Origin of the sequence: Citrobacter sp. BIDMC107 (assembly GCF_001037575.1) — a bacterium.
GTDB classification, from domain to species: domain Bacteria; phylum Pseudomonadota; class Gammaproteobacteria; order Enterobacterales; family Enterobacteriaceae; genus Citrobacter; species Citrobacter freundii.
This window is the reverse complement of the sequence record NZ_KQ089848.1, coordinates 3,798,667-3,821,947: the sequence shown is the minus strand read 5'-3', so window position 1 is coordinate 3,821,947 and position 23,281 is coordinate 3,798,667. Positions and strand designations below refer to the sequence as shown.

The following is a 23,281-nucleotide window of genomic DNA, read 5'->3' as shown; positions in this document are numbered from 1 at the left end:
ATTAGTGATGTGACCATTCAATGCTGTTCAGATCCACGCCCTGTTTGTACATTTCCCACAGCGGAGAAAGGTCACGCAGGCGGCCGATGGAGTTGCGAACCAGATTAATGGCGTAGTCAATCTCTTCTTCGGTAGTGAAACGACCTAAAGAGAAACGAATTGAGCTGTGTGCCAGCTCGTCGGTCATCCCCAGCGCGCGCAGCACGTAGGATGGCTCCAGGCTTGCAGAAGTACATGCAGAACCGGAGGATACAGCCAGATCTTTCAGCGCCATAATCAGCGATTCGCCTTCAACATAGTTGAAGCTAACGTTGAGAATGTTCGGTGCGCCCTGCTCGAGATCGCCGTTAAGATACACTTCTTCCATATCTTTCACGCCGTCCCACAGACGGTTACGCAGACTGCGCAGGCGCGCCATCTCGGTTTCCATCTCTTCTTTAGCGATACGGTAAGCTTCACCCATGCCGACGATCTGGTGCACAGGCAGCGTACCGGAACGCATACCGCGCTCGTGACCGCCGCCGTGCATCTGCGCTTCAATACGAATACGCGGTTTACGACGCACGTACAGCGCACCGATACCTTTAGGACCATAGATTTTGTGGCCGGAGAAGGACATCAGATCAACTTTCAGTTGGCTCAGATCGATAGGCAGTTTGCCCACGCTCTGGGTCGCATCAACGTGATAGATGATGCCGCGCGCACGGCACATTTCGCCGATAGTCGCGATATCCTGCACCACGCCGATTTCGTTATTCACGTGCATGATGGACACGAGGATGGTGTCGTCACGCATTGCCGCTTCAAGTTCTTTCAGGTCAATAATGCCGTTACGCTGCGGGGCGAGGTAGGTGACTTCAAATCCTTCGCGCTCCAGCTGACGACAGGTGTCCAGCACGGCTTTGTGTTCGGTTTTGCTGGTGATGATGTGCTTGCCTTTTTTCTGATAAAAGTTGGCTGCACCTTTAATCGCCAGGTTATCGGATTCAGTCGCACCGGAAGTAAAGACGATTTCACGCGGGTCAGCGCCCACGAGGTCAGCAATCTGGTTACGGGCGATATCTACCGCCTCTTCAGCCTGCCAGCCGAAACGGTGTGAACGAGACGCTGGGTTACCAAAGTTTCCGTCCAGGGTCAGACACTGCATCATTTTCTCGGCAACACGCGGGTCCACCGGCGTGGTTGCGGAGTAGTCGAGATAGATCGGTAATTTCATTGCTCTATAAACTCCGTACATCGCTTCAATGCAAGGAATCAGGCAACCGGCTGGATGTACGACCGAGTTAACGGGGTGTGTAACACCCCGGCCTGATTCTAAAATACTTTTATTATGCGCGTAACTTAACGTCGATCGCGTCTTGTGCACGATTAGTGCGTGGAGCGTCATGGGTGTGCTGGCGACCAGACACATCCAGGACTTCCTGATTATTCACCAGTTCGCCCAACGTAATGTTGTTGAGGAAACCGGTCAGACGATCGCTCAGATCGCGCCACAGCGCGTGGGTCAGGCATTTATCGCCGCCCTGGCAACCGCCTTTGCCCTGGCAACGGGTCGCATCTACAGACTCGTCCACAGCGCTGATTACTTCACCTACTGCGATGCTGCCGGCATCTTTACCCAGCAGATACCCGCCGCCTGGTCCACGTACGCTGGAAACCAGACCGTTTTTACGCAAACGGGAAAACAGCTGCTCCAGATATGACAGGGAAATTCCCTGACGTTCAGAAATATCAGCCAACGGTACCGGGCCCGTTTCGGAGTTGAGCGCAACGTCCAACATTGCGGTCACGGCATAACGCCCTTTTGATGTCAGTCTCATGTCTTACTTAGCCTCAAACTCGCCCCTGCCCGGGGTTTTTTATTGTAAAATGGGGGTATTGCATAGCAGGGGCAAGTCTGACATTCCCGACTAAATCAGTCAACTATTTACTTGACTAATTTAGTCAGGTATTTAACCTTCAGTGCCATTTTTACTTGCCGGAGGCGTTACGTTTACTTGCCTTTATTCTGTTGCTCAATTGAAGCTAAAATTCCGCGCAAAATGTTCAGCTCCTGGCTCTCAGGACGCGCACGCGTAAACAGACGGCGCAGCTTGTTCATCACCTGTCCCGGATGCCCTTCACGGATAAACCCGGTCGACAGCAGCGTTTGTTCCAGATGACCGTAAAAACGCTCTAAATCATCGACCAGCGGATACTCAGCTTCTTCGTATTCTGCGGTCTTCTCGCTTTCCTGCGTTGCCAGCCAGGCCATGCGCACTTCATAAGAGATGACCTGCACCGCCATCGCCAGGTTCAGCGAACTGTATTCCGGGTTCGCGGCAATAGCGACGTGGTAATGGCACTTCTGCAGTTCTTCATTCGTCAGGCCAACACGTTCACGACCAAACACCAGCGCTACGGGCGAATTCGTCGCTTCAGAGACGCTTTTTAAACCGCATTCACGCGGATCCAACATCGGCCACGGTAGCGTACGGGAGCGCGCACTGGTGCCTACTACCAGGCTGCAACCTGCCAGCGCTTCATCAAGAGTATCGACGATCTGCGCGCTGCCGATTACATCACTGGCACCTGCCGCCAGAGCGATGGCCTGAGAGTCCGGTTTAACCAGTGGATTTACCAGCCACAGATTGGTTAAACCCATGGTTTTCATTGCGCGGGCTACAGAGCCCATGTTGCCAGTGTGAGAGGTTTCCACCAGCACGATTCGAATATTTTGCAGCATTGTATTTCTTCGGCTAAAGATTATTCGGGCATATTATCATAAAACGAAGACATATTCCGAACTCGCTGCTATACTCTGCGCCGTTTTCCCGTTCTTTAACATCCAGTGAGAGAGACCGATGCATCCGATGCTGACCATCGCCGTGCGCGCAGCGCGCAAGGCGGGTAATGTAATTGCCAAACACTACGAAACCCCAGACTCTGTAGAAACCAGCCAGAAAGGCAGCAATGATTTCGTGACTAACGTCGATAAAGCCGCCGAAGCGATTATTATCGAAACTATTCGCAAATCTTACCCACAGCACACCATCATCACCGAAGAAAGCGGTGAGCACGCAGGTGAAGATCAGGATGTTCAATGGGTTATCGATCCACTGGATGGCACTACCAACTTCGTAAAACGTCTGCCGCACTTCGCGGTATCTATCGCAGTACGCATTAAAGGCCGTACTGAAGTCGCCGTTGTTTACGATCCAATGCGTAACGAACTGTTCACCGCCACTCGCGGCCAGGGCGCACAGCTGAACGGCTATCGTCTGCGTGGCAGCACCGCCCGCGATCTGGACGGCACCATCATCGCCACCGGTTTCCCGTTCAAAGCGAAGCAGCACGCCGCTTCTTACATGAAAATTCTTGGCAAAATGTTTACCGAGTGCGCTGACTTCCGCCGCACAGGTTCTGCTGCGCTGGATCTGGCTTACGTTGCCGCTGCGCGCGTTGACGGTTACTTCGAAATCGGTCTGAAACCATGGGATTTCGCAGCAGGTGAGCTGATTGCTCGTGAAGCTGGCGCACTGGTTTGCGACTTCACAGGTGGTCATAACTACCTGGCAACCGGCAACATCGTTGCAGGTAACCCGCGCGTTGTTAAAGCCATGTTGGCTAACATGCGTGACGAACTGAGCGATGCGCTGAAGCGCTAAGTCTCTTCGGCGGATGAGACCTCTCATTCGCCGTGCTTTTCCTCGAGCGTTTTTCCTAAATAACGTCCTCTTGCTTTACTTTCCCCTCACGCTTTAACACGATATTTCTTTGTACCCAATGGCAGAACTACCACTGTCTGAAAGCAACAAGGAAGTCACATGACCATCCCGGGCATCCGTCGCAGCGCCAAATATCTCTTTATGTTGTTTATCGTCCTGGCCTGCATTTATTTACTCCCCCGCGTGGCGATCAATACCTTTTATTATCCCGATAATGAAATATACGGCCCAACTCCCACCACTGCTGAATCCGTTTTCTTTACCGCCAAAGACGGTACCCGTTTACACGGCTGGTTTATTCCTTCCGCTACGGGGCCGGCAGAAAACGCCATCGCCACCGTCGTCCATGCCCATGGAAACGTCGGCAATATGTCAGCGCACTGGCCGTTAGTCAGTTGGTTGCCAGAACGCAACGTTAACGTGTTTATGTTTGATTACCGCAGCTTCGGCGAATCAGAGGGCACGCCATCACAAAAAGGCCTGCAGGACGATACGCAAAGCGCAATGGACTATGTGCGGCATCGCGCCGATGTCGACTCTGAGCGACTGGTGCTGCTGGGGCAAAGTCTTGGGGGCAATAATGTATTAGCCGCCGTGGGCAATTGCATGGATTGTGCAAATCAACAACACGGCGATCGCGCGGGCGTGCGAGCCATTATCCTCGATTCAACGTTTTCATCGTACTCTGCCATTGCCAACCACATGATCCCAGGGAGCGGATTTTTACTCGACGATCGCTATAGTGCAGATCGTAATATCAGCAGCATTGCGCCGATCCCGTTACTGCTGATCCACGGTACGGCAGATCACGTCATTCCATGGCAACAGAGTGAAAAACTGTTTTCCCAGGCGCGTGAACCCAAACAGCTAATCATTATTCCCGAAGGAGAACATATTGATGCGTTCTCTGGCCGCCACGGCGATGATTATCGTGACGCAGCGATAGATTTTATTCGTAAAGCAGTGACGCAATAACAATTACGCTACGGATGGGGATTTAAAACGGTCTTATCCCTCGCCCTACCGGCACCGCGCTCATCCACATCACTACCGCAGCAACAATAAGCACCGCACCACCGGCTAACGCCAGCGTCGTCCAGCCAATCTGTCGCCACAGCACCGGCGCTTTATGCCCGCTAATTTTCACCGCCAATGAGCGAAAGCTATGTACCAGCAAAGCCAGTGACGTAATCGTCAAAGAGGTTCCTGCCGCCATCGCCAACGCCGACGCCATACCCCAGCTAAAGACGCCAACCACTTTACTGAACAGCAGCACCATAATTGCGCCAGAGCAGGGACGCATGCCCATAGAGAGAATAATCATCAACCGGGCGCGCCAGTCATCGCCGCTTTGCAGTTGTTCCGGGTTGGGCAAATGCTGATGCCCGCAGCCGCAGCCCTCGTGATGCACATGGTGCGGCGTAAAGGCGGTGAATTTCGGGCGCATCAGCAGCTGGCGCAATTTCTTCAGCGCACGGACACACAATAAAACGCCCAACATGCCAACCAGCGCATAACTTCCTTTCTCCAGCCAGAAACTGCTCATATGCAGCTGTCGGGCAGGCAGTTGCAGCACCGTGAGGACTACAACCACCAGTCCTATTGCCACCAGCCCCTGCAATAGGGAAGACGCCAGCGTCAGCCCAATGCTCGACTTGAGCTTCGACGGATGCGTCGCAAGCCAGGTCGTGATGACGATTTTGCCGTGCCCCGGCCCCAATGCGTGCAATACCCCATATATAAAGCTAAACAACAGCAGAGATCCGCCCGCACGTGTGGGGTTCGCGGCAACCGCTTTCAGCAACCCGCTCATCTGCTGGTTAACGTCGCGCTGCCAGACGACACTGTGCATCATTACCTGAGGCCAGGCTTGCCACAACCACAGCCCCCCGCCTGTCGCCAGCAACAAAAAGACCGCCAGCGGCCATAGCGTGAGCCAACGGCGTCTGGCTGCGCGTTGTTGATAAACTACTGACATTGCAGCGTCACCGTCTGTGCAAACTGTTTACCCAACTCCATATCCTCCGGCGGTGCGTCTTCTTTATCCAGCGACTGCGCAAAACTCAACATGTGTTCATTCGGCGTCGGCGTATGCATTGAAATATGGCATTCCTGGCTTATGGTCTGCGAAAGCCGGGCGTCGCTGTCTTTGTCATAGCTCATATCGACGTAGTAGGTCGGATCGAAGGTTGAAATAGTATATTTTTGACCGCTCAGTGGTTGAGCTTCGGCCAGCGGCAGAACGAACGTCAGCACCGCCTGGTGTTCTTCACGCGCCATGCCATATTCCGTCGGTCTGTTTTTAAACTTTACCTTTTTCCCATCGTGCCACACTTCGGTGAAATAGTGCTGCCCGAGAACGTTGGCCATCACTTCCGCCGCCAGTTTTTTCCAAATTTCATCACCAGGTTTAGCATCCCCCGCGTCGTAAAGCAGATCCGCCGACGTGATTTCATCCATCGTCCAGCGCATTTTTAGCGCGACGAACCGATCATTTTCGCTCACAACTTCGGTTTTCAGATGAATAAAGCTGTGGGGATGCGCACCTGCGCCAAAAGACAGGACAGCGAGAAACAACGTCATAATGATACGTTTAACGCCTTGCATGAGTTCTCCACGATAAAAATCAACACCGCCACAAATAATGATGCCGTATTTGGCGCAAGTGTGCCGAGGATACCATTGAACGAAAAAAAGTTGAGCACCCTTTTCCGGTATCGATTCAGTTCTCAATTTCGCTAATTTCTTCTTCGGGAAATTCCACCCAAACACCTTTTCGGCGTCAAATCTTAAGTTAAATGATAACAAAATGTTAATTAAAAGTTTCATTTTAATGTTTTATTAACACTTAATTTGAATGCCTGAATCTAAAATCATGTAAATTTAACCAATTATTAACCACTTTATTTCCATAAAATAACAATAATGGGCATATATCACATTCTCCAAACTTATGATTCATTCCCTCTTCCATTCGTTGTTAACTTCACGCCGTGACATGTCCTGCCCCCTACGAAAGGTACAACTATGAAATTCAAACTCGCATTACTCAGTGCAACCCTGGTTTCTGCATGCATGTTGTCCGGCACGTCCTTTGCGGCGGAAAAATATGAAATTGCTGTGGTTGCAAAGGTCACCGGTATTCCCTGGTTTAACCGCATGGAAACCGGCGTTAACGAAGCAGCAAAAAAACTGGATGTGAACGCTTACCAGACCGGTCCATCTACGCCGGATCCGGCACAGCAGGTCAAAGTGATTGAGGATCTGATCGCCAAAAACGTCAACGCAATCATCGTGGTACCGAACGATGCCAAGGTTCTTGAGCCAGTACTGAAAAAAGCGCGCGATAAAGGCATTGTGGTCCTGACGCACGAATCCCCGGACGAGCAAATCGGTCAGTGGGATATCGAAACCATCGATAGTGAAAAATACGCACAAGCCAACGTCGATGAGTTAGCGAAAAATATGGGCGGCAAAGGCGGGTATGCAATCTATGTTGGTTCGCTGACGGTCCCACTGCATAACGCGTGGGCGGATTATGCAATTAAGTACCAGAAAGAAAAATATCCGGAAATGTTCGAGGTCACTTCACGCCTGCCGGTCGCGGAAAGCATTGATAAATCCTACGCCACAACGCTGGATCTGATGAAAACCTATCCGCAGATGAAGGGCATTATCGGCTTCGGCTCACTGGGTCCAATTGGTGCGGGTCAGGCTGTGCAGAAAAAACGCGCCAAAGATAAGATCGCCGTTGTCGGGATCGCCATGCCAGCGCAGGCTGCGCCTTACCTGATGCGTGGAGATATCAAAAAAGCGCTGCTGTGGGATCCAAAAGATGCGGGCTATGCGCTGGTAACGGTTGCCGATCAGCTGTTGCAGGGCAAAGAAGTCAATGCAGATCTGAGTATCGACGGTTTAGGGAAAGCCGATATCGACACGGAGAAGAAAGTGATCCGCTTTAACAAGATCCTCGAAGTCACCAAAGACAACGCACAATCACTTGGTTTCTAAGGCTTTAGCCAACACCAGGGAACCTTAACGCCGACCGTCTGGTCGGCGCTATCAACCAAACTAACACTCAGCGTCCGTCAGGGCGCTCGCAGGGGTATTGTCCATGGCAGACACCACCGCATTTATCACTCTTGAGAATATCAGCAAACAATTCCCGGGCGTGCTGGCGCTGGATAACGTGAATCTGACGCTGAGAAAAGGCGAAGTTCACTGTCTGGCGGGTCAAAACGGCTGTGGTAAAAGTACCATTATTAAAGTGATCTCCGGGGTTTATCACCCGGAAAAAGGCGCGCAGATTTTACTCGACGGAAAATTGTTCCATCACCTGACGCCGCAGCTCTCTTCCCATTATGGCATTCAGGTTATTTATCAGGACCTGTCGCTGTTCCCCAACTTTAGCGTCGCAGAAAATATCGCGGTCAACCGCTATCTGCCGGGCGGTGATATCTGGGTGCGTCGTGGTGCTATGAAACAGCAGGCGCTGGCAGCCATGAAACGTATCGGGGTGAATATCGATCCCGATAAAAAAGTAGAAAAACTCTCGATTGCCGACCGACAGCTGGTCGCTATTTGCCGGGCAATTGCCGCAGATGCGCGTCTGGTGATTATGGACGAGCCCACCGCCTCGCTAACCCGCCAGGAGGTCAATGGACTGCTGAAGGTGGTTAACGAACTTAAAGCGGCCGGCATTTGCGTGGTGTTTGTCAGCCATCGTCTGGATGAAGTAATGGAAGTGGCAGACCGTATCAGCGTCATGCGCGACGGCAAACTGGTGGGCACATATCCTGCCAGCGAACTCGACAGCCACGAGCTGGCTTTCCTGATGACCGGACAACGCTTCCACTACAGCCCGCTGCCGGAGAAATCATTCGACGATCGAGAACCCCTGCTGGAGCTGCGCAATCTCAGCCGCAGAGGCAAATACCAGAACATTAATCTGTCGCTGCATGGCGGCGAGATTGTCTCGATTGTCGGCCTGTTGGGCGCCGGGCGTACCGAGCTTTGTTTGAGCCTGTTTGGCATGACGCACCCGGAAAGCGGCGAGATGCGTATTAACGGTCAGCCGGTCACGCTTCATAATAACCACGACGCCATTAAGCACGGGATCGGCTACGTCTCAGAAGATCGCCTGACGCAGGGGCTGATCATGGAGCAGTCGATTTACGACAACACCATCGTCACGGTGTTTGATCAACTGCACACCGGTAGCGGCTTGCTCGATCATCGTAAAGCGCAAAAGCTGGTCGCCGATTTAATCCGCGAACTGAATATCAAAGTGTCCGATCCGCACCTGCCGGTCAAAACCCTTTCCGGCGGCAATGCCCAGCGTATCGCCATTGCCAAATGGGTGGCGACCAATCCCCGCATCCTGATCCTCGACTCGCCTACCGTCGGCGTGGATATCGCCAACAAAGAGGGCATTTACCAGATAGCCCGCGATTTGGCGGAACAAGGTATGGCGGTGCTGATGATTTGCGATGAAATTCCGGAAGCATATTACAACAGCCACCGCGTGCTGGTGATGCGTCGCGGCAGACTGGTGGCGGAATTTAATCCTCATCACTGCCGTGAAGAGGAGATTGCTGAAGTGGTCGAGGTAATCAATGAATAAGATGCATCTGTCCCGTTTAATCGGACAACATGAATTCTGGCTGGGCCTGCTGGTCGTAGCGCTCGCGGTTGGGCTAAGTGTCAGCACCGATGAGTTCCTCTCGCTCGGCAATCTGACAGATGTGGCCACCAGCTACGCGATTCTCGGCATTCTTGCCTGCGGGTTGTTTGTGGTGCTGATTTCCGGTGGGATCGATATCTCCTTTCCGGCGATGACCGCGATTGCCCAGTATGCGATGGCCAGTTGGGTGATCGGCCACGGCGGTAACTTCGCTCTGGCGTTAACCATTGCGATTGCGGTGGGCCTGCTGCTTGGGCTCATTAATGGCTTCCTGGTCTACTGGCTGCGCGTTCCGGCAATCATCATTACCATCGCCACGCTGAACGTCTACTACGGCCTTCTGGTTTACGCCACCAAAGGCACCTGGCTGTACGGTTTCCCTGACTGGTTTATGAACGGCATTAACTGGTTCTCCTTCACCGCGGCAGATGGCTACGACTACGGCCTCACCCTGCCCCTGCTGTGCCTGGCGGCGGTGATCGTCTTTACCGCAGTGCTGATGAACTATACCCGTCTTGGCCGTCAGGTTTACGCCATGGGCGGCAACCGCGACGCGGCCTCACGCCTGGGGCTGAATCTGCTGAAGCTGCATTTCTACGTCTATGGCTATATGGGCATTCTGGCAGGTGTTGCCGCCGTGGTTCAGGCGCAAATCACCCAGTCAGTTGCACCCAATTCGCTGCTCGGCTTTGAGCTGACGGTGCTGGCGGCGGTCGTACTCGGCGGAACCAGCATGAGCGGCGGGCGCGGTACGTTGACCGGAACCCTGCTCGGCGTTGTCTTGCTCGCCTTCTTACAAAATGGTCTGACGCTACTCAGCGTCTCCTCTTACTGGCACACCGTATTCAGCGGCGCCATTATCCTGGTCAGCATCAGTGCCACGGCCTGGAACGAAAAACGCAAACTGGCAAGGGAGCTTTGAGATGAAAACAATCGCCAGATTTTTACCCGGTGATGCCATCATTCGTCTGCAATGCGTCATTATTGTGGTCGTCGCCCTGGTTTTCTCAGCCCTGCTCGGCAGCCGTTTTTTTAGCGTCGCTAACTTCCAGTCGATAGGCTCACAGTTACCGATCCTCGGTATGCTGGCCCTCGGGATGGGTATGACCATGCTGACCGGCGGCATTAACCTGTCAATTATTGCCGGGGCGAACGCCTGCTCGCTGGTAATGGCAGCGATTATCGTTACCCATCCGGATAACCCGCTGTTTCTGGTGCTGGCGCTGCTGGCAGGCGCAGCCGTGGCGGTGGCTATCGGTACGCTCAACGGCGCGCTGATTGCCTGGGTCGGCGTCTCACCGATTCTCGCCACCCTCGGCACGATGACACTTATCTCCGGGCTGAATATTCTGCTCTCCAACGGGACGGTGATTTCGGGTTTCCCGACCGCCATTCAGTACCTTGGCAACGCCACGATTGCGGGTATTCCGGTGGCGCTGTTGCTCTTTTTCCTGGTGGCAATCCTGCTATGGGTACTGCTGGAGCACACCACGCTGGGGCGCAGTCTTTATCTCGTCGGCTCCAATGAACAGGCTACCCGCTACAGTGGTGTGAATACCGTACGGGTACAAATTTCCGTGTACGTGATTTCAGCCCTGCTCGGCTGGGTCGCCGCCATTCTGATGATGGCGAAATTCAACTCGGCAAAAGCCGGATACGGTGAGTCCTACCTGCTGGTCACCATCCTTGCCTCCGTACTCGGTGGCATCAATCCGGATGGCGGCTTCGGACGCATTATCGGCCTGGTACTGGCGCTGATTGTGCTGCAAATGCTGGAAAGCGGCCTTAACTTGCTGGGGGTCAGCAGCTATCTGACGATGGCGCTGTGGGGCGCGGTGCTGATCCTCTTTATCGCATTACAGAATCGTAAAGCCTGATTTCAGGAGAAAAAATTATGGCAAGTTACTTTATTGGTGTGGATGTCGGAACCGGAAGCGCCCGTGCTGGCGTGTTTGATCTCAACGGCAGAATGGTCGGCCAGGCCAGTCGGGCCATCGAGATTTACCGTCCGCAGGCCGATTTTGTTGAGCAGTCTTCCGATAACATCTGGCAGGCGGTGTGTAACGCGGTTCGCGATGCGATTAACCAGTCGGATATCAACCCTATCCAGGTGAAAGGTCTGGGCTTTGACGCGACCTGTTCACTGGTGGTGTTGGACAAAGAAGGTAAACCACTGACCATTAGTCCGTCCGGGCGCAGCGAACAGAATATCATTGTGTGGATGGATCACCGCGCCATTACTCAGGCTGAGCGCATTAACGCCCTGCATCATCGGGTGCTGGACTACGTTGGCGGTATTATCTCCCCGGAAATGCAAACGCCCAAACTGCTGTGGTTGAAGCAACATATGCCCAACACCTGGGCCAATGCGGGATACTACTTTGACCTGCCCGATTTCCTGACCTGGCGCGCAACGGGCGATGACACGCGCTCACTGTGCTCGACGGTGTGTAAATGGACCTATATGGGCCATGAAGACAAATGGGATGCCAGTTATTTCCGCCAGATTGGGCTGGAAGACTTGCTGGAACATGATGCCGCCAAAATTGGTCGCTACGTGAAAACCATGGGCGAACCGCTTGGTCATGGTCTTTCTGCGCGCGCCGCCAGCGAAATGGGGCTGATTCCGGGGACCGCTGTCAGCGTCTCGATCATCGATGCCCACGCCGGTACGCTCGGTACGCTCGGCGCGAGCGGTGTTTCCGGCGAGGTAGCGGATTTCGATCGCCGCGTCGCGCTGATTGGCGGCACCTCTACCGGACACATGGCGATTTCCAAAGAGCCGCGTTTTATCGGCGGTGTTTGGGGGCCTTACTACTCAGCAGTGCTGCCAGAATACTGGCTTAACGAAGGTGGACAGTCGGCAACCGGGGCGTTAATCGACCACGTTATTCAGTCGCATCCTTGTTACGAAACCTTGTTGACCCAGGCGAAATCTCAAGGGCAGACCATTTATGAAGTGTTGAATGCGCTGCTGCGTAAAATGGCCGGTGAGCCGGAAGATATCGCATTTTTAACCCGCGATATGCACATCCTGCCCTATTTCCACGGCAACCGTTCACCGCGCGCCAACCCAACGCTCACAGGCGCTATCACTGGACTGAAGCTGTCGCGCACGCCGGAAGATATGGCGTTACAGTACCTCGCGACCATTCAGGCCATTGCGCTGGGAACCCGTCATATCATTGAAACGATGAATCAAAGCGGCTACACGATCGATACCATTATGGCCAGCGGCGGCGGGACGAAAAACCCGATCTTCGTTCAGGAGCATGCCAACGCCACCGGCTGTGCGATGCTGCTGCCTGAAGAGAGCGAAGCCATGCTGCTGGGTGGCGCCATGATGGGAACTATCGCCGCGGGCGTGTTCGATACCTTCCCGGAAGCAATGTCAGCGATGAGCCGGATTGGTAAAACGGTTACCCCGCAGACTAATCGCATTAAGCAGTACTACGATCGCAAATATCGGGTATTCCACGAGATGTATCAGGATCATATGAAATACCGCCAGTTGATGCAGGAGGACGCATGAGTAACTCCTGGTCTCAGGCCAGCGGCGTATTCCAGCTCTATAGCGATGCCCTGGCGGGTCTGGGGCAGCATCTGACTGAACCTGTCTGGCAGTCGCTGATGGCGGAGCTGCGCGGTTGTCAGGGCAAAATCGTCGTCACCGGCGTCGGTACCTCTGGCATTGCAGCGCGTAAAGTCGCACATATGCTTGCCTGCGTGGAACGTCCGGCGATTTACCTCAACGCGACGGACGCAGCACATGGCGATCTCGGTTTTTTACGCGCCGACGACCTGGTGATTATGCTGTCACGCGGGGGGAATTCGGACGAGCTCACCCGGCTGCTGCCCGGACTGGCTGCGAGGAATGTGCCCATCCTGAGCGTGACTGAAAACGCCGATTCGGCCATCGCTAAAGCATCGAAGCTAGTGATTTCCACTGGCGTTCAGCGAGAGGCCGACCCGCTGAACATGTTAGCCACCACCTCCATTTTACTGGTGCTTGCTATCTTTGACGCCGCCTGTGCCTGTCTGATGAGCGAGAGCGGCTACTCAAAGGAAACGCTGCTGGCGGTACATCCGGGCGGCGATGTGGGATTAACGTTGAGTCGTGAGAAGTAACGCCAGACAGCTGTTACGGAGGTAATGAATCTGTTGCCTCCGTCGTATTGCTACGTTCACTTTAGGTTTTTCACTTCTCTGAGATAGCATTTTCATACCTCCCTCCGCCAGCATTCCCCCCCTCTGGCATTTTTTATATCTCAACAAAAAGATAAAGCAGTGAAAAAGCGGATTAACGCGCTGCGTTCCACTACCGCTATCTGTTCCGCACGTTAAAAATTCTGTGACGCTCTCCAGCATTCCTGGTGGAAAGCATTCCATTCCTCAAATCTATGAGCAAACTTTAGCTATTCTTATCAAACATACTTACGGGAGACCCTACAGATGATGTCAACGCTTGCTCCGCCATCTGTACTTTCCGCTCCCCAGCGCCGTTGCCAGGTTCTGCTGACGCTTTTCCTGCCGGGGCAAATCGCGACTACACAAACCTTCAGCAGCCTCAATGGTGTCGATGATGCCACGGTTCAGGAAGATATTATTGGCGCAGGGCTCGAAATCCAGCGCTATCACCGGCTCACGATAGCCACAGCGCAGAATGGTGGCTATGCGATCGAAGGAACCCCGCTAAATCAGCGTCTGTGTCTGTTGCAGTGGCTGCGCCGTGGCCTGCGGATTTGCCCTACTTTTATCGCTCAGCATTTCACGCCCACTTTAAAAATTGCTCTTAAACAACAAGGTATCGCACGTACTCTGTATGACGACACCAATCTGCATGCGCTCATCAATCTGTGCTCCCGGCGCTTACAGAAGCCGTTTGAGTGTCGTGACATCCAGTTCCTGCGCTTGTATTTACAATATTGTCTGCTACAGCACCACGCGGGGATCACCCCGGAGTTTAATCCACTCCAGCAACGGTGGGCGCAATCCTGCGCTGAGTATCCGCTCGCCGAGGAAATTGGCCGCCACTGGCAGCGCCACGTCATGCAAAGTGCGCCGCTGGGCGAATCGCTGTTTATGGCGTTGTTATTCTCAATGATCCGCATCCCCGACCCGATCCGCGATAATCACCAGCAGGATCGCCGCCTGCGCCTTGCTATTGCGCGGCTGGTGCTGCGTTTTCGCGAGTATGGCAACGTGCGCTTCAGCGACGAGCAAGGGCTGAATGACCAGTTGTATATCCACCTGGCCCAGGCACTGAACCGCAGCGTGTTTGCCATCGGCATTGATAACACGCTACCGGAGGAGTTCAGCCGACTTTATCCCCGGCTGGTTCGAACTACCCGCGAGGCGATTCACGGCTTTGAAGCGGAATACGATGTCCAGTTTTCAGAAGAAGAGATCGGCCTGGTCGCCGTTATTTTCGGCGCCTGGCTGATGCAGGAGAAGGATTTGCACGAAAAGCAGATTATCCTGCTGACCGGTAGTAACGAACAACTTGAAGCGCATATAGAACAACAGCTGCGCGAACTGACGTTGCTGCCGCTCAACGTAAAGCATATGCCGATGCAGGACTTTCAAAAAGAGGGAGCGCCGCGTGGCGTAACGCTGATTATTACACCGTACACCACGCCGCTACCGCTGTTTTCTCCCCCGCTGATTCATGCGGATCTGGCGCTTACGTCTCACCAGCAGCAGCAAATCCGCAAAATCCTTGAATCATAACGTCGCAGGCTGCGCCACCACTTTCGGGCGCAGAACAATTGCCGGGAGCGCCACCAGCGCCATCACCCAGAATACGCCGCTGCCCAGGTTCTGGTACAGATAGCCGGCGAAAACGGTCATGATGGCGATACTGCCGCCCATCGCCACCGCAGAATATACCGCCTGCAGACGAATCACTTCACTGCCCTGGCGTGCCGCAATGTAACGCATCGCCGCCAGGTGGCAGACGGTAAACGTTCCGCAATGCAGGATTTGCACCACAATCAGCCATGGCAGCTCTGTGCTCCAGCCCATCAGACCCCAACGCGCCACGCCGCAAACGGCGGAAAGTAGCAGAAGATCGCGAGCGCTAAAGCGGCGGAACAGCTTGTGGCTGAGCGCAAAAATAATCACTTCCGCCACCACGCCTAATGACCATAAATAGCCCACCGCCGAAGCGGAATAACCGGCAGACTGCCAGTAAATGGCGCTGAAACCGTAATAAGCTGCATGTGCGCCCTGCAGCAGACTCACGCAGGCCAGAAAACGCCAGCTTTGGGTTATTAGCGCGCGCCAGGCGGGCCATCCTGCGCTCTCCTGCTGACGGTTTTCACCCGCTGGTTGCACGCTCGGGCGAATCATCATGCCCAGCAGCATTGAGGCGGCGCCAAGCGATAACAGGACCAGGATCACCCGATAGTCGAACAGGCTCACCAGTTTGCCGGTCAACGCAGAGCCGATCACAAAGGCCACGGATCCCCACAGTCGCACCCGACCGTAATCCATGGTTATCTGTTTTTGCCAGGTGTTGGCCAGTGCATCGGTCAGCGGCACCAGCGGCGAGAAAAACAGGTTAAAGCCGACCATCACCACCATCAGCCACGCCACGTTGGTCCCCGCCCAGAAGGCCAGCGCAAACACCAACGTCAACAAGGCCAGAATACGTAACGCTGAGATCAGCCGAGAGGGATCGCTCACACGCGGTGCAATCAGCAAGCTACCGAGAAAACGGGCAATCAGCCCCGCGCCCAGCAGTAAGCCGATGGTTTCCGGCGTCAGCCCTAACCCTTCGAGCCAGACGCTCCAGAAAGGCAGAAAGATACCGTAGCTAAAGAAGTAGGTGAAATAACCGAGCGCCAGCCAGCGCGTGGAATGCAAAGCCATGAATCCCTCCCGTTTGGAGGTGATAGTCTGGCGACAAACGCAGGCTGGCGCAAGAGAGCATTAACAGGCAGATAACATGATTTTTGCCCTATTCGACGCTAATTTGCATCGCAAAATGGCAGCGTTCTCCCTGCGCTAAAACCTGCAATCCCGGCTGCCCCTGCATGTTGTGGGCATTCACCGGATGCGTTTGCGGCTCCAGGCACAGGAACTCCTCACCCGACATTCTGAACAGCATCAACCACGGAGTTTGCGCTAAAATCGTGACTTTCATTACATCTCGCTGAATAACGGCCCGCCCGCTCCAGCCAGAATATCCGACATTCAGCCAGCTATCCTCACCGTATTGCGCATGCTTGAAATCCGCCACTGCAGGGATATCGCGTTGCCATTCCAGCGGCAGATGCTGTTCCCCCTCCGGCCAGTAACCGCCGGCGGTGAACTGCGCCGTGCTGCGCTTATCAAAGGCGAAAAATGGATGGAACCCACAGCCGTAAATCATTGACTGTTCACCGCAATGAGTGAGCGTCAACGAGGCGTGCAGGCTTGAGGTTTCCAGTTGATAGCAAAGCTGCGCCGTATAGTCGTAGCCGCAGGGGTGCCAACTGCGCAACTGCAGCAAACAGCCGCTTTGGGTAGCGGTAATAATCTGCCAGCGTTGCAGCCAGCCGTCACCGTGCAGGAAGAAAGTATCGTCTGCGCCATGTTGAGGTAAAACCACCTCTTCACCGCGCAGCATAAAACGATTTCCCGCCACCCGATTCGCGACCGGCAGCATCGGGAACAGGCCGCAATCACCAGGCTGCTGACCATGACCTTCGCGTAAAATGGCCTGTTGATGTTGTAACGAAACCAGGCTTAATAGAGAACCGCCCTGCGGATCGACGCACATCCGCAGATGTGCGTTTTGTAGCGTCAGCAGACCATCCATTAGCGGGCGCTTCGCGGTTGGGTTGATGCACCAACTTTTGTATGCTGCGCCGCCAGCTGTTCTTCCAGCGCTTCCAGCGTCACGCCTTTGGTTTCCGGTACATTACGCAAAACATAGATGAAGCCCATCGCGCAAATCACACCGTACAGCAGGAAGCTTCCCGACGCGCCCAGACTCGCATTGAGCAGCGGGAAGGTATAGGTCAGCAGGAAACAAGCAATCCACAGCGCCAGCGTCCCCAGCGACATTGCCAGCCCGCGCACGCGGTTGGGAAAAATTTCTGATAGCAGCACCCAGGTCACCGGCGCCAGCGTCAGAGCATAAATCGCGATTGCCGCCAGCACCAGAACCAGAACCGGCCAGCCCATAATGCCCAACCCGTACGCCCCGGCAATCAGTACGTAGATAACCGTCAATCCTGACGCGCCGAACAGCATCAGTTTACGACGGCCAATTTTGTCCACTAACGGCAGAGCGGCAAGGGTAAAGACCAGATTGATGATCCCTGTCGCCACGATCGATTTTAACGTACCGTTGATGTCGAATCCGGCAGAGGCGAAGATCTCCTGCGCATAGTTGAAAATAACGTTGATCCCACACCACTGCTGGAACACTGCCAGCACCATGCCAATAATCACGATCGGTTTGATCTGCGGTTGTAACAGCGTTGACCACGCGACCTTGTGATTATCTTTTTGCAGCGTATGTTCAATCTCTTTCAGCGTTTGCCCGGCATATTCCGCCGAACCAATGCGCTGCAGCATGGCACGCGCACGATCGGCTTTGCCCGCTTTCACCAGCCAGCGCGGCGATTCAGGTACAAAGAACATCAGCACCAGGAAAATTACCGCAGGCACTAATTCAGCACCAAACATCCAGCGCCAGCCTGTCTGACCGTTCCAGCTTTCAACAATTGCCTGCTGCGTAGCGCCTGTGGCAACAGGTTCGGCAATCATCAGGTTGATAAGCTGCGCCGCCAGCACGCCAATGACGATGGTGAGCTGGTTAACGGCAACAAAGCGACCTCGCTTTTCAGCGGGGCTGACCTCGGCGATATACAGCGGACTTAGCGCAGACGCCAGACCAATCCCCACGCCGCCCACAATGCGATAGACAATAAACATGTCGAAATTGCTGGCGACGGCAGTTCCCCAGGCAGAAGCGCTAAACAGGATAGCTGAGAGAATCAGCGGCATTTTTCGGCCAAATTTATCGGCGCACCAGCCGGAAATCAGTGCGCCAAAGATACAACCAACCAGCGCGGAACTCATCGCCCAGCCGGATTGCGCCGGATCGGTAATCGAGAAATATGCTTCATAGAAGGGTTTTGCCCCGCCGATCACCACCCAGTCATAGCCAAACAGTAAACCTCCGCAGGCCGCAACCAGGCAGATAGTCCAGACATAACCAATCTTTAAATGTGTCTGCGCGTTATTCATTATGATTCCTCTTTCAGGGAAACGCAGGGTACAGTAGGTTTCGGGTGAGGTTATCCCCCACCCGTTTCGGGTATTACTGGAAAAGCCTTACGTTAATGGCGTGACGCAGCAGTAATGCCTTGTCATGTGCCGGATTGAGTTGCAGGAGTTCATCAAGTTCACGCTGACAGGCGGCGCTATTTCCTAGCCCCAGATGCCCGAGCGCATTGATAAACAGGCAGTGTTGCTGGTGTTTTGCTTCTGCTGAGGTATCCAGCACCACCAGGTCGGGTAGCGATACGGCAAAGAAATCAACATCCGGCACGTTGTCGTGATGCGACTCAACCCATTGCAGGAAGCTATTGAACAGAGCGTCCGCCTCTGCATCATCGCCAAGTTTTCTCTGCGCCATACCCTGCCAGAAGAGATAGTCCACTGGCTGGTCGTTGTAGTAACGTCCGGCATCCAGTGAGCTTCCGCCGCGCGTCGCACGGGAGAAGTAGCGATGAGACTCTTCGAAATGGCCTTGCAGCTGCGCGCAATACCCCAGCAAATACCAGATGTCGTTATCCGTTTGCCCTGGCAAACGGCCTTCCCCGAGGTTTTGCGGATAGTGCAGCGCCTGTTGCAGTTGCGTAATAGCAGTTTGCGGGTCGCCGGACTGCACGGCAGCCAGCGCACGATGTAATTGATTAAGCAGATATTGCCCGGTGGCTTTACCTTCACCGCCTTCCCACGGATGGAACACCCGCTCACGTAATACTGCGGCGGCATCGTCATAGCGCCCCAACCCATTCCACAAGCTGAGCAGTTCCACCGTCAGATCATCACGCTGGAAGACAATCTCTTTGCTGGCTTCCAGCCGCTGCAGACGCTGTTCAGCCGGTTGTGCCATCAGCTTGTTGAGATAGTCGAGTTCAAACAGGAAGCGGGCATTTTGCGGCTCCAGCGCCACGGCTTGCGACAGATACTGTTTCGCCTGCTGCGCATCGTGCAGTTTGTTCCAGGCGTAAATCCCCAGTAAACGATGCGCCGGAGCGAAATCCGCTTCCTGCGCAAGCGTGAACTGCCAGCAGGAAACCGCCTCGGCATAACGCCGTTTGCTGTACCAGAAACAGCCGAGTAAATAGCGGGCAAAAGCGCTTTGCTCAAGAGTTTGCAGCATCTGCACTTCATCCAGCGTATTGGGGAAACGCACGCGGTTTTGCAGACACTCACGAGCACGTTCAATGAAGGGTTGTGGATTATCGCTCAGCGAGGCGCGCCACAGCATCGGCAGCGTTTCCTGGCTGTCGAGCAGTTCCAGCACGCCACGGGCAGCATCCTTTTGCCCCAAAGAGGTCAGCCAGCCTGCCAGTTCACACGCGTTGGTCCCGCGACGCCCGGTAATCGAGATCAGCGCAAGCGCTGTCGCCTCGTCCTGGCAGATAGCCCAGCGCGCATAGTGCAGGGTATAGCTCAGCGGATAATCCACCAGCTGTTGGCGAATGTAGTCCAGCGCTTGCGCATTGCGATCAAGCTTTGCCAGCGCCAGCGCTTTCAATCCCATCGCCAGGTTATTACTGCCGTTAAAGCGCAGGCTCTGCTCCACCTTTTCCAATGCGCCAGCGTAGTCCTGACGCTTCATCGCCAGACGCGCTAACGACCAGAAAGCCGCATCCCGGCAGTTGCCGCTCCAGCTGGCCTTATAATAATTATCCCACGCGCTGTCATCATCGCCCTGACGTTCCTGTGCGGCGGCCAGCAGCATACTCGCCTCGCCATCACGCGGATTTTTATTGAGCTTATGCGCCCGCTCCAGCGCCTTGCCAGCACATTGTGCCGCCAGCGCCCAGTCGGCGCGGTTTAGCGCCAGCGTCCCCAGGGCCACATTATTGCGGTAGTCCAGCGGATCAACGTCCAGCGCGCGGCGATAATAATCTTCGGCATAGCGGCTGGCATGGTTGTACTGCTCCAGATGCTGACCAATAAAATAGAGTTCATCGGTATTAGAAAGCGCTTCTGGCAGCGCTGGCGCGACGGCCGCCGATGGCAGTGGTAACTCTTGCGCGATGTGCTCTTCGTACTGCAAAAGCGTAGTGCCATCGGCGCCAGTGACAGTCATCGTTACCCGCGCATGGTTATCGTCAGACACATCAGCCAGCCAGCTTTGTCCGGGCTCCAGGGTCAGCGTATGCTCATAGAACGGTTGTCCATCGGCAGAAAGCGTAATCTGCACGTCGTGCAGCGGCGCAATCGCATAAACGCCCACAGAAAGCTGGTTACTCTCACGTACCAGACGAAGCGCCAACTGCGTACTGGCGTTTTGCACCATGCCCAGTTCGCTGTAGGGCAGGAAGTTTTGTACGAAGACTTTCTCTTCGTACGGCGCAAGCCAGGTGAAATCCGGCTGGTTGTCGGTAAAGACCCCGGTCATCAGTTCAATATAAGGACCGTTGTCATCGGTAAGGTTACGATCCCAGGCAACGCCAAAGTCGCCATAGCCCCAGGTCCACTGTTTTTTCCCTGGCGAAACGTGGTGGTCAGCCACATGTAGCAGCCCGCCTCGCTCACCGTGATGCCATGCACCAACAAAATCATAATCTGATTTTTCAGCCATGTAGGAGGTCGGTACCGGCACGTTTTTGTAGCGCGAGATATCCACGCCAGCCGAGTAGTCCACTTTATAGTATGTGCCGGTGGCGATAGGAAACGCAGAAACATCACGCTTACCGTGGTCAAATACTGCGGTCACATCCGGCGGAAACACGCTCTGGTGATCGTCGCCGCCCTTCACCGCTGGATTCGCCCACCATAAAAAATGGCGCGGCGTAGCGTTACCGTTAAACACCTTCCCGGTTATCTCGATCAGGGCGCGATCCGGATACAGCGTAAATCCGGTCATCACCTGTAAACCGCGCATAGGTTCTACCTCACCCATCCATACGGTATATTCGCCATGCTCACCCTGCTGCTGCGTAAAATCGACTGGCATAAAAGTGGTTGGGCGATGATGCTGCGGCCAGTTAAATTCAATGCCACCAGAGATCCACGGCCCAAGCAAACCAACCAGAGCGGGCTTCACCACTTCGTTGTAGTAGACAAAATCGCGTTGCTGTACTTTGTCATACGCTCGATGAATACGCCCGCCTAACTCCGGCAACAGCATGACGCGAATGAAGTCATTCTCCATCCACACCGCCTGATAGTCGCGCATTTCACGTTTGCCGGTCAGCGTATCAATCACGCCATACGGATACACCGCGCCAGAAGATCCCTGGTAAACCCGCTTTTCCAGAAACATTGGGTTGGCATCTTCTTCACCCGCCGTCCACGTTGGGAGGGTGATCGTTTCTTGCCAGACTTTAACTGAACCGTACATGCCGCTCTCCACTCAATAAGAAAAAGTAAAAATTTAACTTGATGCTATTCTGCGGCAGTTAAGTGGCGCTAAAATGCGCAATGCTCACGCAATATAGTTAAGGGAGTTAAGTGAATGCAGCGTTCGGGGTTCAACAACGCCAGGGTTCGTCAGGCGAATAAGCAGATCTTTTTGTCGCACCTGTGGCGGGAAAAGCAGCTCAGCAAGTCACAGCTGGCGCAGCTCACCAGCCTGTCGATCCCGGCGGTCAGCAATATCCTCGAAGAGCTAATGGATGAGGGGAGGATCAGTCATTCGCGAAAAACCTTAAGCCAGCGCGGTTTGAGCAGCGGCAGCTATCATTTGCCAGAAAAAGGCGCATGGACGCTATGTATCAACGTCACCCCTACCAGTATCACCAGCCAACTGGCGGACGCACGGCTGGTTGCCATCGGCGACTGGCGTCATGAGGTCATTAAGCCGGAAACCCCCAAAGCGCTGCTGTCAGCCCTGGCTGCACACTGGCGGGAATACCGTCGACAATTTCCCGAGGTCACGATTAATCTGGCACTCGGCGTTCACGGCCAGGTTGATCCGATCACCGGCGCATCAAAAACCATGCCCCAGGCCCCGTGGAAAACACCGGTGGAAATAAAATATCTGCTGGAAGAGATGCTTGGCGTACAGGTCCGCCTGGACAATGACTGTGTGATGCTGGCGCTGGCCGAAAAATGGCAAAACCCAGCGGCTAACGGTGATTTTTGCGTGATTAACGTTGATTACGGTATCGGCTCATCGTTTGTGATTAACGACAATATCTGGCGCGGTAGTCTGTATGGCAGCGGCCAGATTGGACACACCATCGTTCATCCCGATGGAATTGCCTGTGACTGCGGTCGCTATGGCTGTCTGGAAACGGTGGCATCATTGAGCGCGTTGAAAAAACAGGCCCGCGTGTGGATGAAATCGCAGCCGACGTCCCTTTACGATCCGGAAACACTCACCACCGACCAGCTTATTACTGCCTGGCAGAACGGTGATGTTCGTATTCAGGCCTGGGCCGAGCATGCCGCCAGCGCCATTGGGCTTAGTTTATATAACTTTCTGAATATACTGAATATTAATCAGATATGGTTGTACGGTCGTAGCTGTGCTTTTGGCGATAGCTGGCTCAATACCTTGGTGCAGCAAACTGGGTTTAACCCGTTTGATCACGGTGATAACCCGCGCGCCAGAGCGACTCAGATAAGCTTCGGCCAGCTCAATCGTGCCCAGCAACTCATGGGAATTGGCTATCTGTATGTCGAGTCACAGCTCAGCGAGTTGTAA

General features: G+C 54.2%; 19 protein-coding genes. 10 read left to right on the top strand and 9 right to left on the bottom strand.

What is annotated here, in order from left to right:
- Nucleotide 1: 1 nt before the first annotated feature.
- From iscS to trmJ, 3 genes are all read right to left on the bottom strand, one after another.
- Nucleotides 2-1,216 carry a cysteine desulfurase gene (iscS, locus tag SK39_RS17765; RefSeq protein ID WP_003838433.1) on the bottom strand — a complete coding sequence of 405 codons (1,215 nt, stop codon included), beginning with the start codon at nt 1,214-1,216 and terminating at the stop codon, nt 2-4.
- 112 nt (nt 1,217-1,328) lie between these two features.
- A complete protein-coding gene (iscR, locus tag SK39_RS17760) occupies nt 1,329-1,820 on the bottom strand; it encodes a Fe-S cluster assembly transcriptional regulator IscR (protein WP_003037674.1) in 492 nt (163 codons plus the stop codon).
- Between the two features lie 173 nt (nt 1,821-1,993).
- Nucleotides 1,994-2,725, bottom strand: coding sequence for a tRNA (cytosine(32)/uridine(32)-2'-O)-methyltransferase TrmJ (trmJ, locus tag SK39_RS17755; protein WP_003838431.1), 732 nt, complete (start codon nt 2,723-2,725; stop codon nt 1,994-1,996).
- 118 nt (nt 2,726-2,843) lie between these two features.
- On the opposite strand from trmJ, the gene suhB reads away from it, so the two are divergent.
- Nucleotides 2,844-3,647, top strand: coding sequence for an inositol-1-monophosphatase (gene suhB, locus SK39_RS17750; RefSeq protein ID WP_003037670.1), 804 nt, complete (start codon nt 2,844-2,846; stop codon nt 3,645-3,647).
- Between the two features lie 159 nt (nt 3,648-3,806).
- Nucleotides 3,807-4,682 carry an alpha/beta hydrolase gene (locus SK39_RS17745; RefSeq protein WP_032937895.1) on the top strand — a complete coding sequence of 292 codons (876 nt, stop codon included), beginning with the start codon at nt 3,807-3,809 and terminating at the stop codon, nt 4,680-4,682.
- A 22-nt stretch (nt 4,683-4,704) separates the two neighbouring features.
- Here the strand turns inward: SK39_RS17745 and SK39_RS17740 are convergent, their stop codons facing one another.
- Together SK39_RS17740 and SK39_RS17735 are read right to left on the bottom strand one after the other, a co-directional pair.
- Nucleotides 4,705-5,685, bottom strand: coding sequence for a nickel/cobalt transporter (locus tag SK39_RS17740; RefSeq protein ID WP_003838430.1), 981 nt, complete (start codon nt 5,683-5,685; stop codon nt 4,705-4,707).
- Nucleotides 5,676-6,314, bottom strand: coding sequence for a DUF1007 family protein (locus SK39_RS17735; protein WP_048217268.1), 639 nt, complete (start codon nt 6,312-6,314; stop codon nt 5,676-5,678). The genes SK39_RS17740 and SK39_RS17735 overlap by 10 nt, the downstream gene beginning before the upstream one ends.
- A gap of 420 nt (nt 6,315-6,734) precedes the next feature.
- Here SK39_RS17735 and SK39_RS17730 point away from each other — a divergent pair, with 420 nt between their 5' ends.
- The 7 genes from SK39_RS17730 (at nt 6,735) to csiE (ending at nt 15,120) form a co-directional block, all read left to right on the top strand.
- Nucleotides 6,735-7,718: an autoinducer 2 ABC transporter substrate-binding protein gene (locus SK39_RS17730; RefSeq protein ID WP_003037665.1), complete on the top strand. Its 984-nt coding sequence runs from the start codon at nt 6,735-6,737 to the stop codon at nt 7,716-7,718.
- A 103-nt stretch (nt 7,719-7,821) separates the two neighbouring features.
- Nucleotides 7,822-9,330 (top strand): sugar ABC transporter ATP-binding protein, encoded by a 1,509-nt coding sequence (locus SK39_RS17725; RefSeq protein WP_048217267.1) that lies wholly within the window; start codon nt 7,822-7,824, stop codon nt 9,328-9,330.
- Nucleotides 9,323-10,312, top strand: coding sequence for an ABC transporter permease (locus tag SK39_RS17720; protein ID WP_003037661.1), 990 nt, complete (start codon nt 9,323-9,325; stop codon nt 10,310-10,312). The genes SK39_RS17725 and SK39_RS17720 overlap by 8 nt, the downstream gene beginning before the upstream one ends.
- A gap of 1 nt (nt 10,313) precedes the next feature.
- Complete coding sequence (locus SK39_RS17715) at nt 10,314-11,267, top strand: ABC transporter permease (RefSeq protein ID WP_003037658.1); 954 nt, start codon at nt 10,314-10,316, stop codon at nt 11,265-11,267.
- 17 nt (nt 11,268-11,284) lie between these two features.
- Nucleotides 11,285-12,922, top strand: a complete 1,638-nt coding sequence (locus SK39_RS17710) for an FGGY-family carbohydrate kinase (RefSeq protein ID WP_003847100.1) — start codon at nt 11,285-11,287, stop codon at nt 12,920-12,922.
- On the top strand, nt 12,919-13,518 hold the full coding sequence (locus tag SK39_RS17705; RefSeq protein WP_003838425.1) for a KpsF/GutQ family sugar-phosphate isomerase: 600 nt from the start codon (nt 12,919-12,921) through the stop codon (nt 13,516-13,518). Before SK39_RS17710 ends, SK39_RS17705 begins: the two co-directional genes overlap by 4 nt.
- 324 nt (nt 13,519-13,842) lie before the next feature.
- Entirely contained in the window at nt 13,843-15,120 is a 1,278-nt protein-coding gene (gene csiE, locus SK39_RS17700; RefSeq protein WP_003037652.1) for a stationary phase inducible protein CsiE, read from the top strand.
- Here csiE and SK39_RS17695 read toward each other — a convergent pair.
- The 4 genes from SK39_RS17695 to SK39_RS17680 all read right to left on the bottom strand — a co-directional run bounded on the left by SK39_RS17695 (nt 15,115) and on the right by SK39_RS17680 (nt 21,973).
- Nucleotides 15,115-16,263, bottom strand: coding sequence for a 3-phenylpropionate MFS transporter (locus tag SK39_RS17695; protein ID WP_003037650.1), 1,149 nt, complete (start codon nt 16,261-16,263; stop codon nt 15,115-15,117). The two genes, csiE and SK39_RS17695, sit on opposite strands and share 6 nt — an antisense overlap.
- A gap of 88 nt (nt 16,264-16,351) precedes the next feature.
- Nucleotides 16,352-17,194 (bottom strand): aldose 1-epimerase, encoded by an 843-nt coding sequence (locus SK39_RS17690; RefSeq protein WP_048217266.1) that lies wholly within the window; start codon nt 17,192-17,194, stop codon nt 16,352-16,354.
- The gene (locus tag SK39_RS17685) at nt 17,194-18,633 is read right to left on the bottom strand and encodes a sugar porter family MFS transporter (RefSeq protein ID WP_003838420.1); all 1,440 of its coding nucleotides are present in this window, start codon (nt 18,631-18,633) and stop codon (nt 17,194-17,196) included. Before SK39_RS17685 ends, SK39_RS17690 begins: the two co-directional genes overlap by 1 nt.
- Nucleotides 18,634-18,706: 73 nt before the next feature.
- Nucleotides 18,707-21,973, bottom strand: a complete 3,267-nt coding sequence (locus SK39_RS17680) for a DUF5107 domain-containing protein (protein WP_048217265.1) — start codon at nt 21,971-21,973, stop codon at nt 18,707-18,709.
- Between the two features lie 114 nt (nt 21,974-22,087).
- Between SK39_RS17680 and SK39_RS17675 the strand changes: the two genes are divergently transcribed.
- Nucleotides 22,088-23,281: an ROK family transcriptional regulator gene (locus tag SK39_RS17675; RefSeq protein WP_003037640.1), complete on the top strand. Its 1,194-nt coding sequence runs from the start codon at nt 22,088-22,090 to the stop codon at nt 23,279-23,281.

What these genes read in the sequence shown, in the direction of transcription:
- suhB (WP_003037670.1), top strand. Translation starts at nt 2,844, where the DNA reads ATGCATCCGATGCTGACCATCGCCGTGCGCGCAGCGCGCAAGGCGGGT.
- SK39_RS17690 (WP_048217266.1), bottom strand. Translation starts at nt 17,194, where the DNA reads ATGGATGGTCTGCTGACGCTACAAAACGCACATCTGCGGATGTGCGTC.
- SK39_RS17680 (WP_048217265.1), bottom strand. Translation starts at nt 21,973, where the DNA reads ATGTACGGTTCAGTTAAAGTCTGGCAAGAAACGATCACCCTCCCAACG.
- SK39_RS17685 (WP_003838420.1), bottom strand. Translation starts at nt 18,633, where the DNA reads ATGAATAACGCGCAGACACATTTAAAGATTGGTTATGTCTGGACTATC.
- trmJ (WP_003838431.1), bottom strand. Translation starts at nt 2,725, where the DNA reads ATGCTGCAAAATATTCGAATCGTGCTGGTGGAAACCTCTCACACTGGC.
- SK39_RS17705 (WP_003838425.1), top strand. Translation starts at nt 12,919, where the DNA reads ATGAGTAACTCCTGGTCTCAGGCCAGCGGCGTATTCCAGCTCTATAGC.
- SK39_RS17730 (WP_003037665.1), top strand. Translation starts at nt 6,735, where the DNA reads ATGAAATTCAAACTCGCATTACTCAGTGCAACCCTGGTTTCTGCATGC.
- SK39_RS17710 (WP_003847100.1), top strand. Translation starts at nt 11,285, where the DNA reads ATGGCAAGTTACTTTATTGGTGTGGATGTCGGAACCGGAAGCGCCCGT.
- iscR (WP_003037674.1), bottom strand. Translation starts at nt 1,820, where the DNA reads ATGAGACTGACATCAAAAGGGCGTTATGCCGTGACCGCAATGTTGGAC.
- SK39_RS17675 (WP_003037640.1), top strand. Translation starts at nt 22,088, where the DNA reads ATGCAGCGTTCGGGGTTCAACAACGCCAGGGTTCGTCAGGCGAATAAG.
- SK39_RS17715 (WP_003037658.1), top strand. Translation starts at nt 10,314, where the DNA reads ATGAAAACAATCGCCAGATTTTTACCCGGTGATGCCATCATTCGTCTG.
- SK39_RS17725 (WP_048217267.1), top strand. Translation starts at nt 7,822, where the DNA reads ATGGCAGACACCACCGCATTTATCACTCTTGAGAATATCAGCAAACAA.
- iscS (WP_003838433.1), bottom strand. Translation starts at nt 1,216, where the DNA reads ATGAAATTACCGATCTATCTCGACTACTCCGCAACCACGCCGGTGGAC.
- csiE (WP_003037652.1), top strand. Translation starts at nt 13,843, where the DNA reads ATGATGTCAACGCTTGCTCCGCCATCTGTACTTTCCGCTCCCCAGCGC.
- SK39_RS17695 (WP_003037650.1), bottom strand. Translation starts at nt 16,263, where the DNA reads ATGGCTTTGCATTCCACGCGCTGGCTGGCGCTCGGTTATTTCACCTAC.
- SK39_RS17720 (WP_003037661.1), top strand. Translation starts at nt 9,323, where the DNA reads ATGAATAAGATGCATCTGTCCCGTTTAATCGGACAACATGAATTCTGG.
- SK39_RS17740 (WP_003838430.1), bottom strand. Translation starts at nt 5,685, where the DNA reads ATGTCAGTAGTTTATCAACAACGCGCAGCCAGACGCCGTTGGCTCACG.
- SK39_RS17735 (WP_048217268.1), bottom strand. Translation starts at nt 6,314, where the DNA reads ATGCAAGGCGTTAAACGTATCATTATGACGTTGTTTCTCGCTGTCCTG.
- SK39_RS17745 (WP_032937895.1), top strand. Translation starts at nt 3,807, where the DNA reads ATGACCATCCCGGGCATCCGTCGCAGCGCCAAATATCTCTTTATGTTG.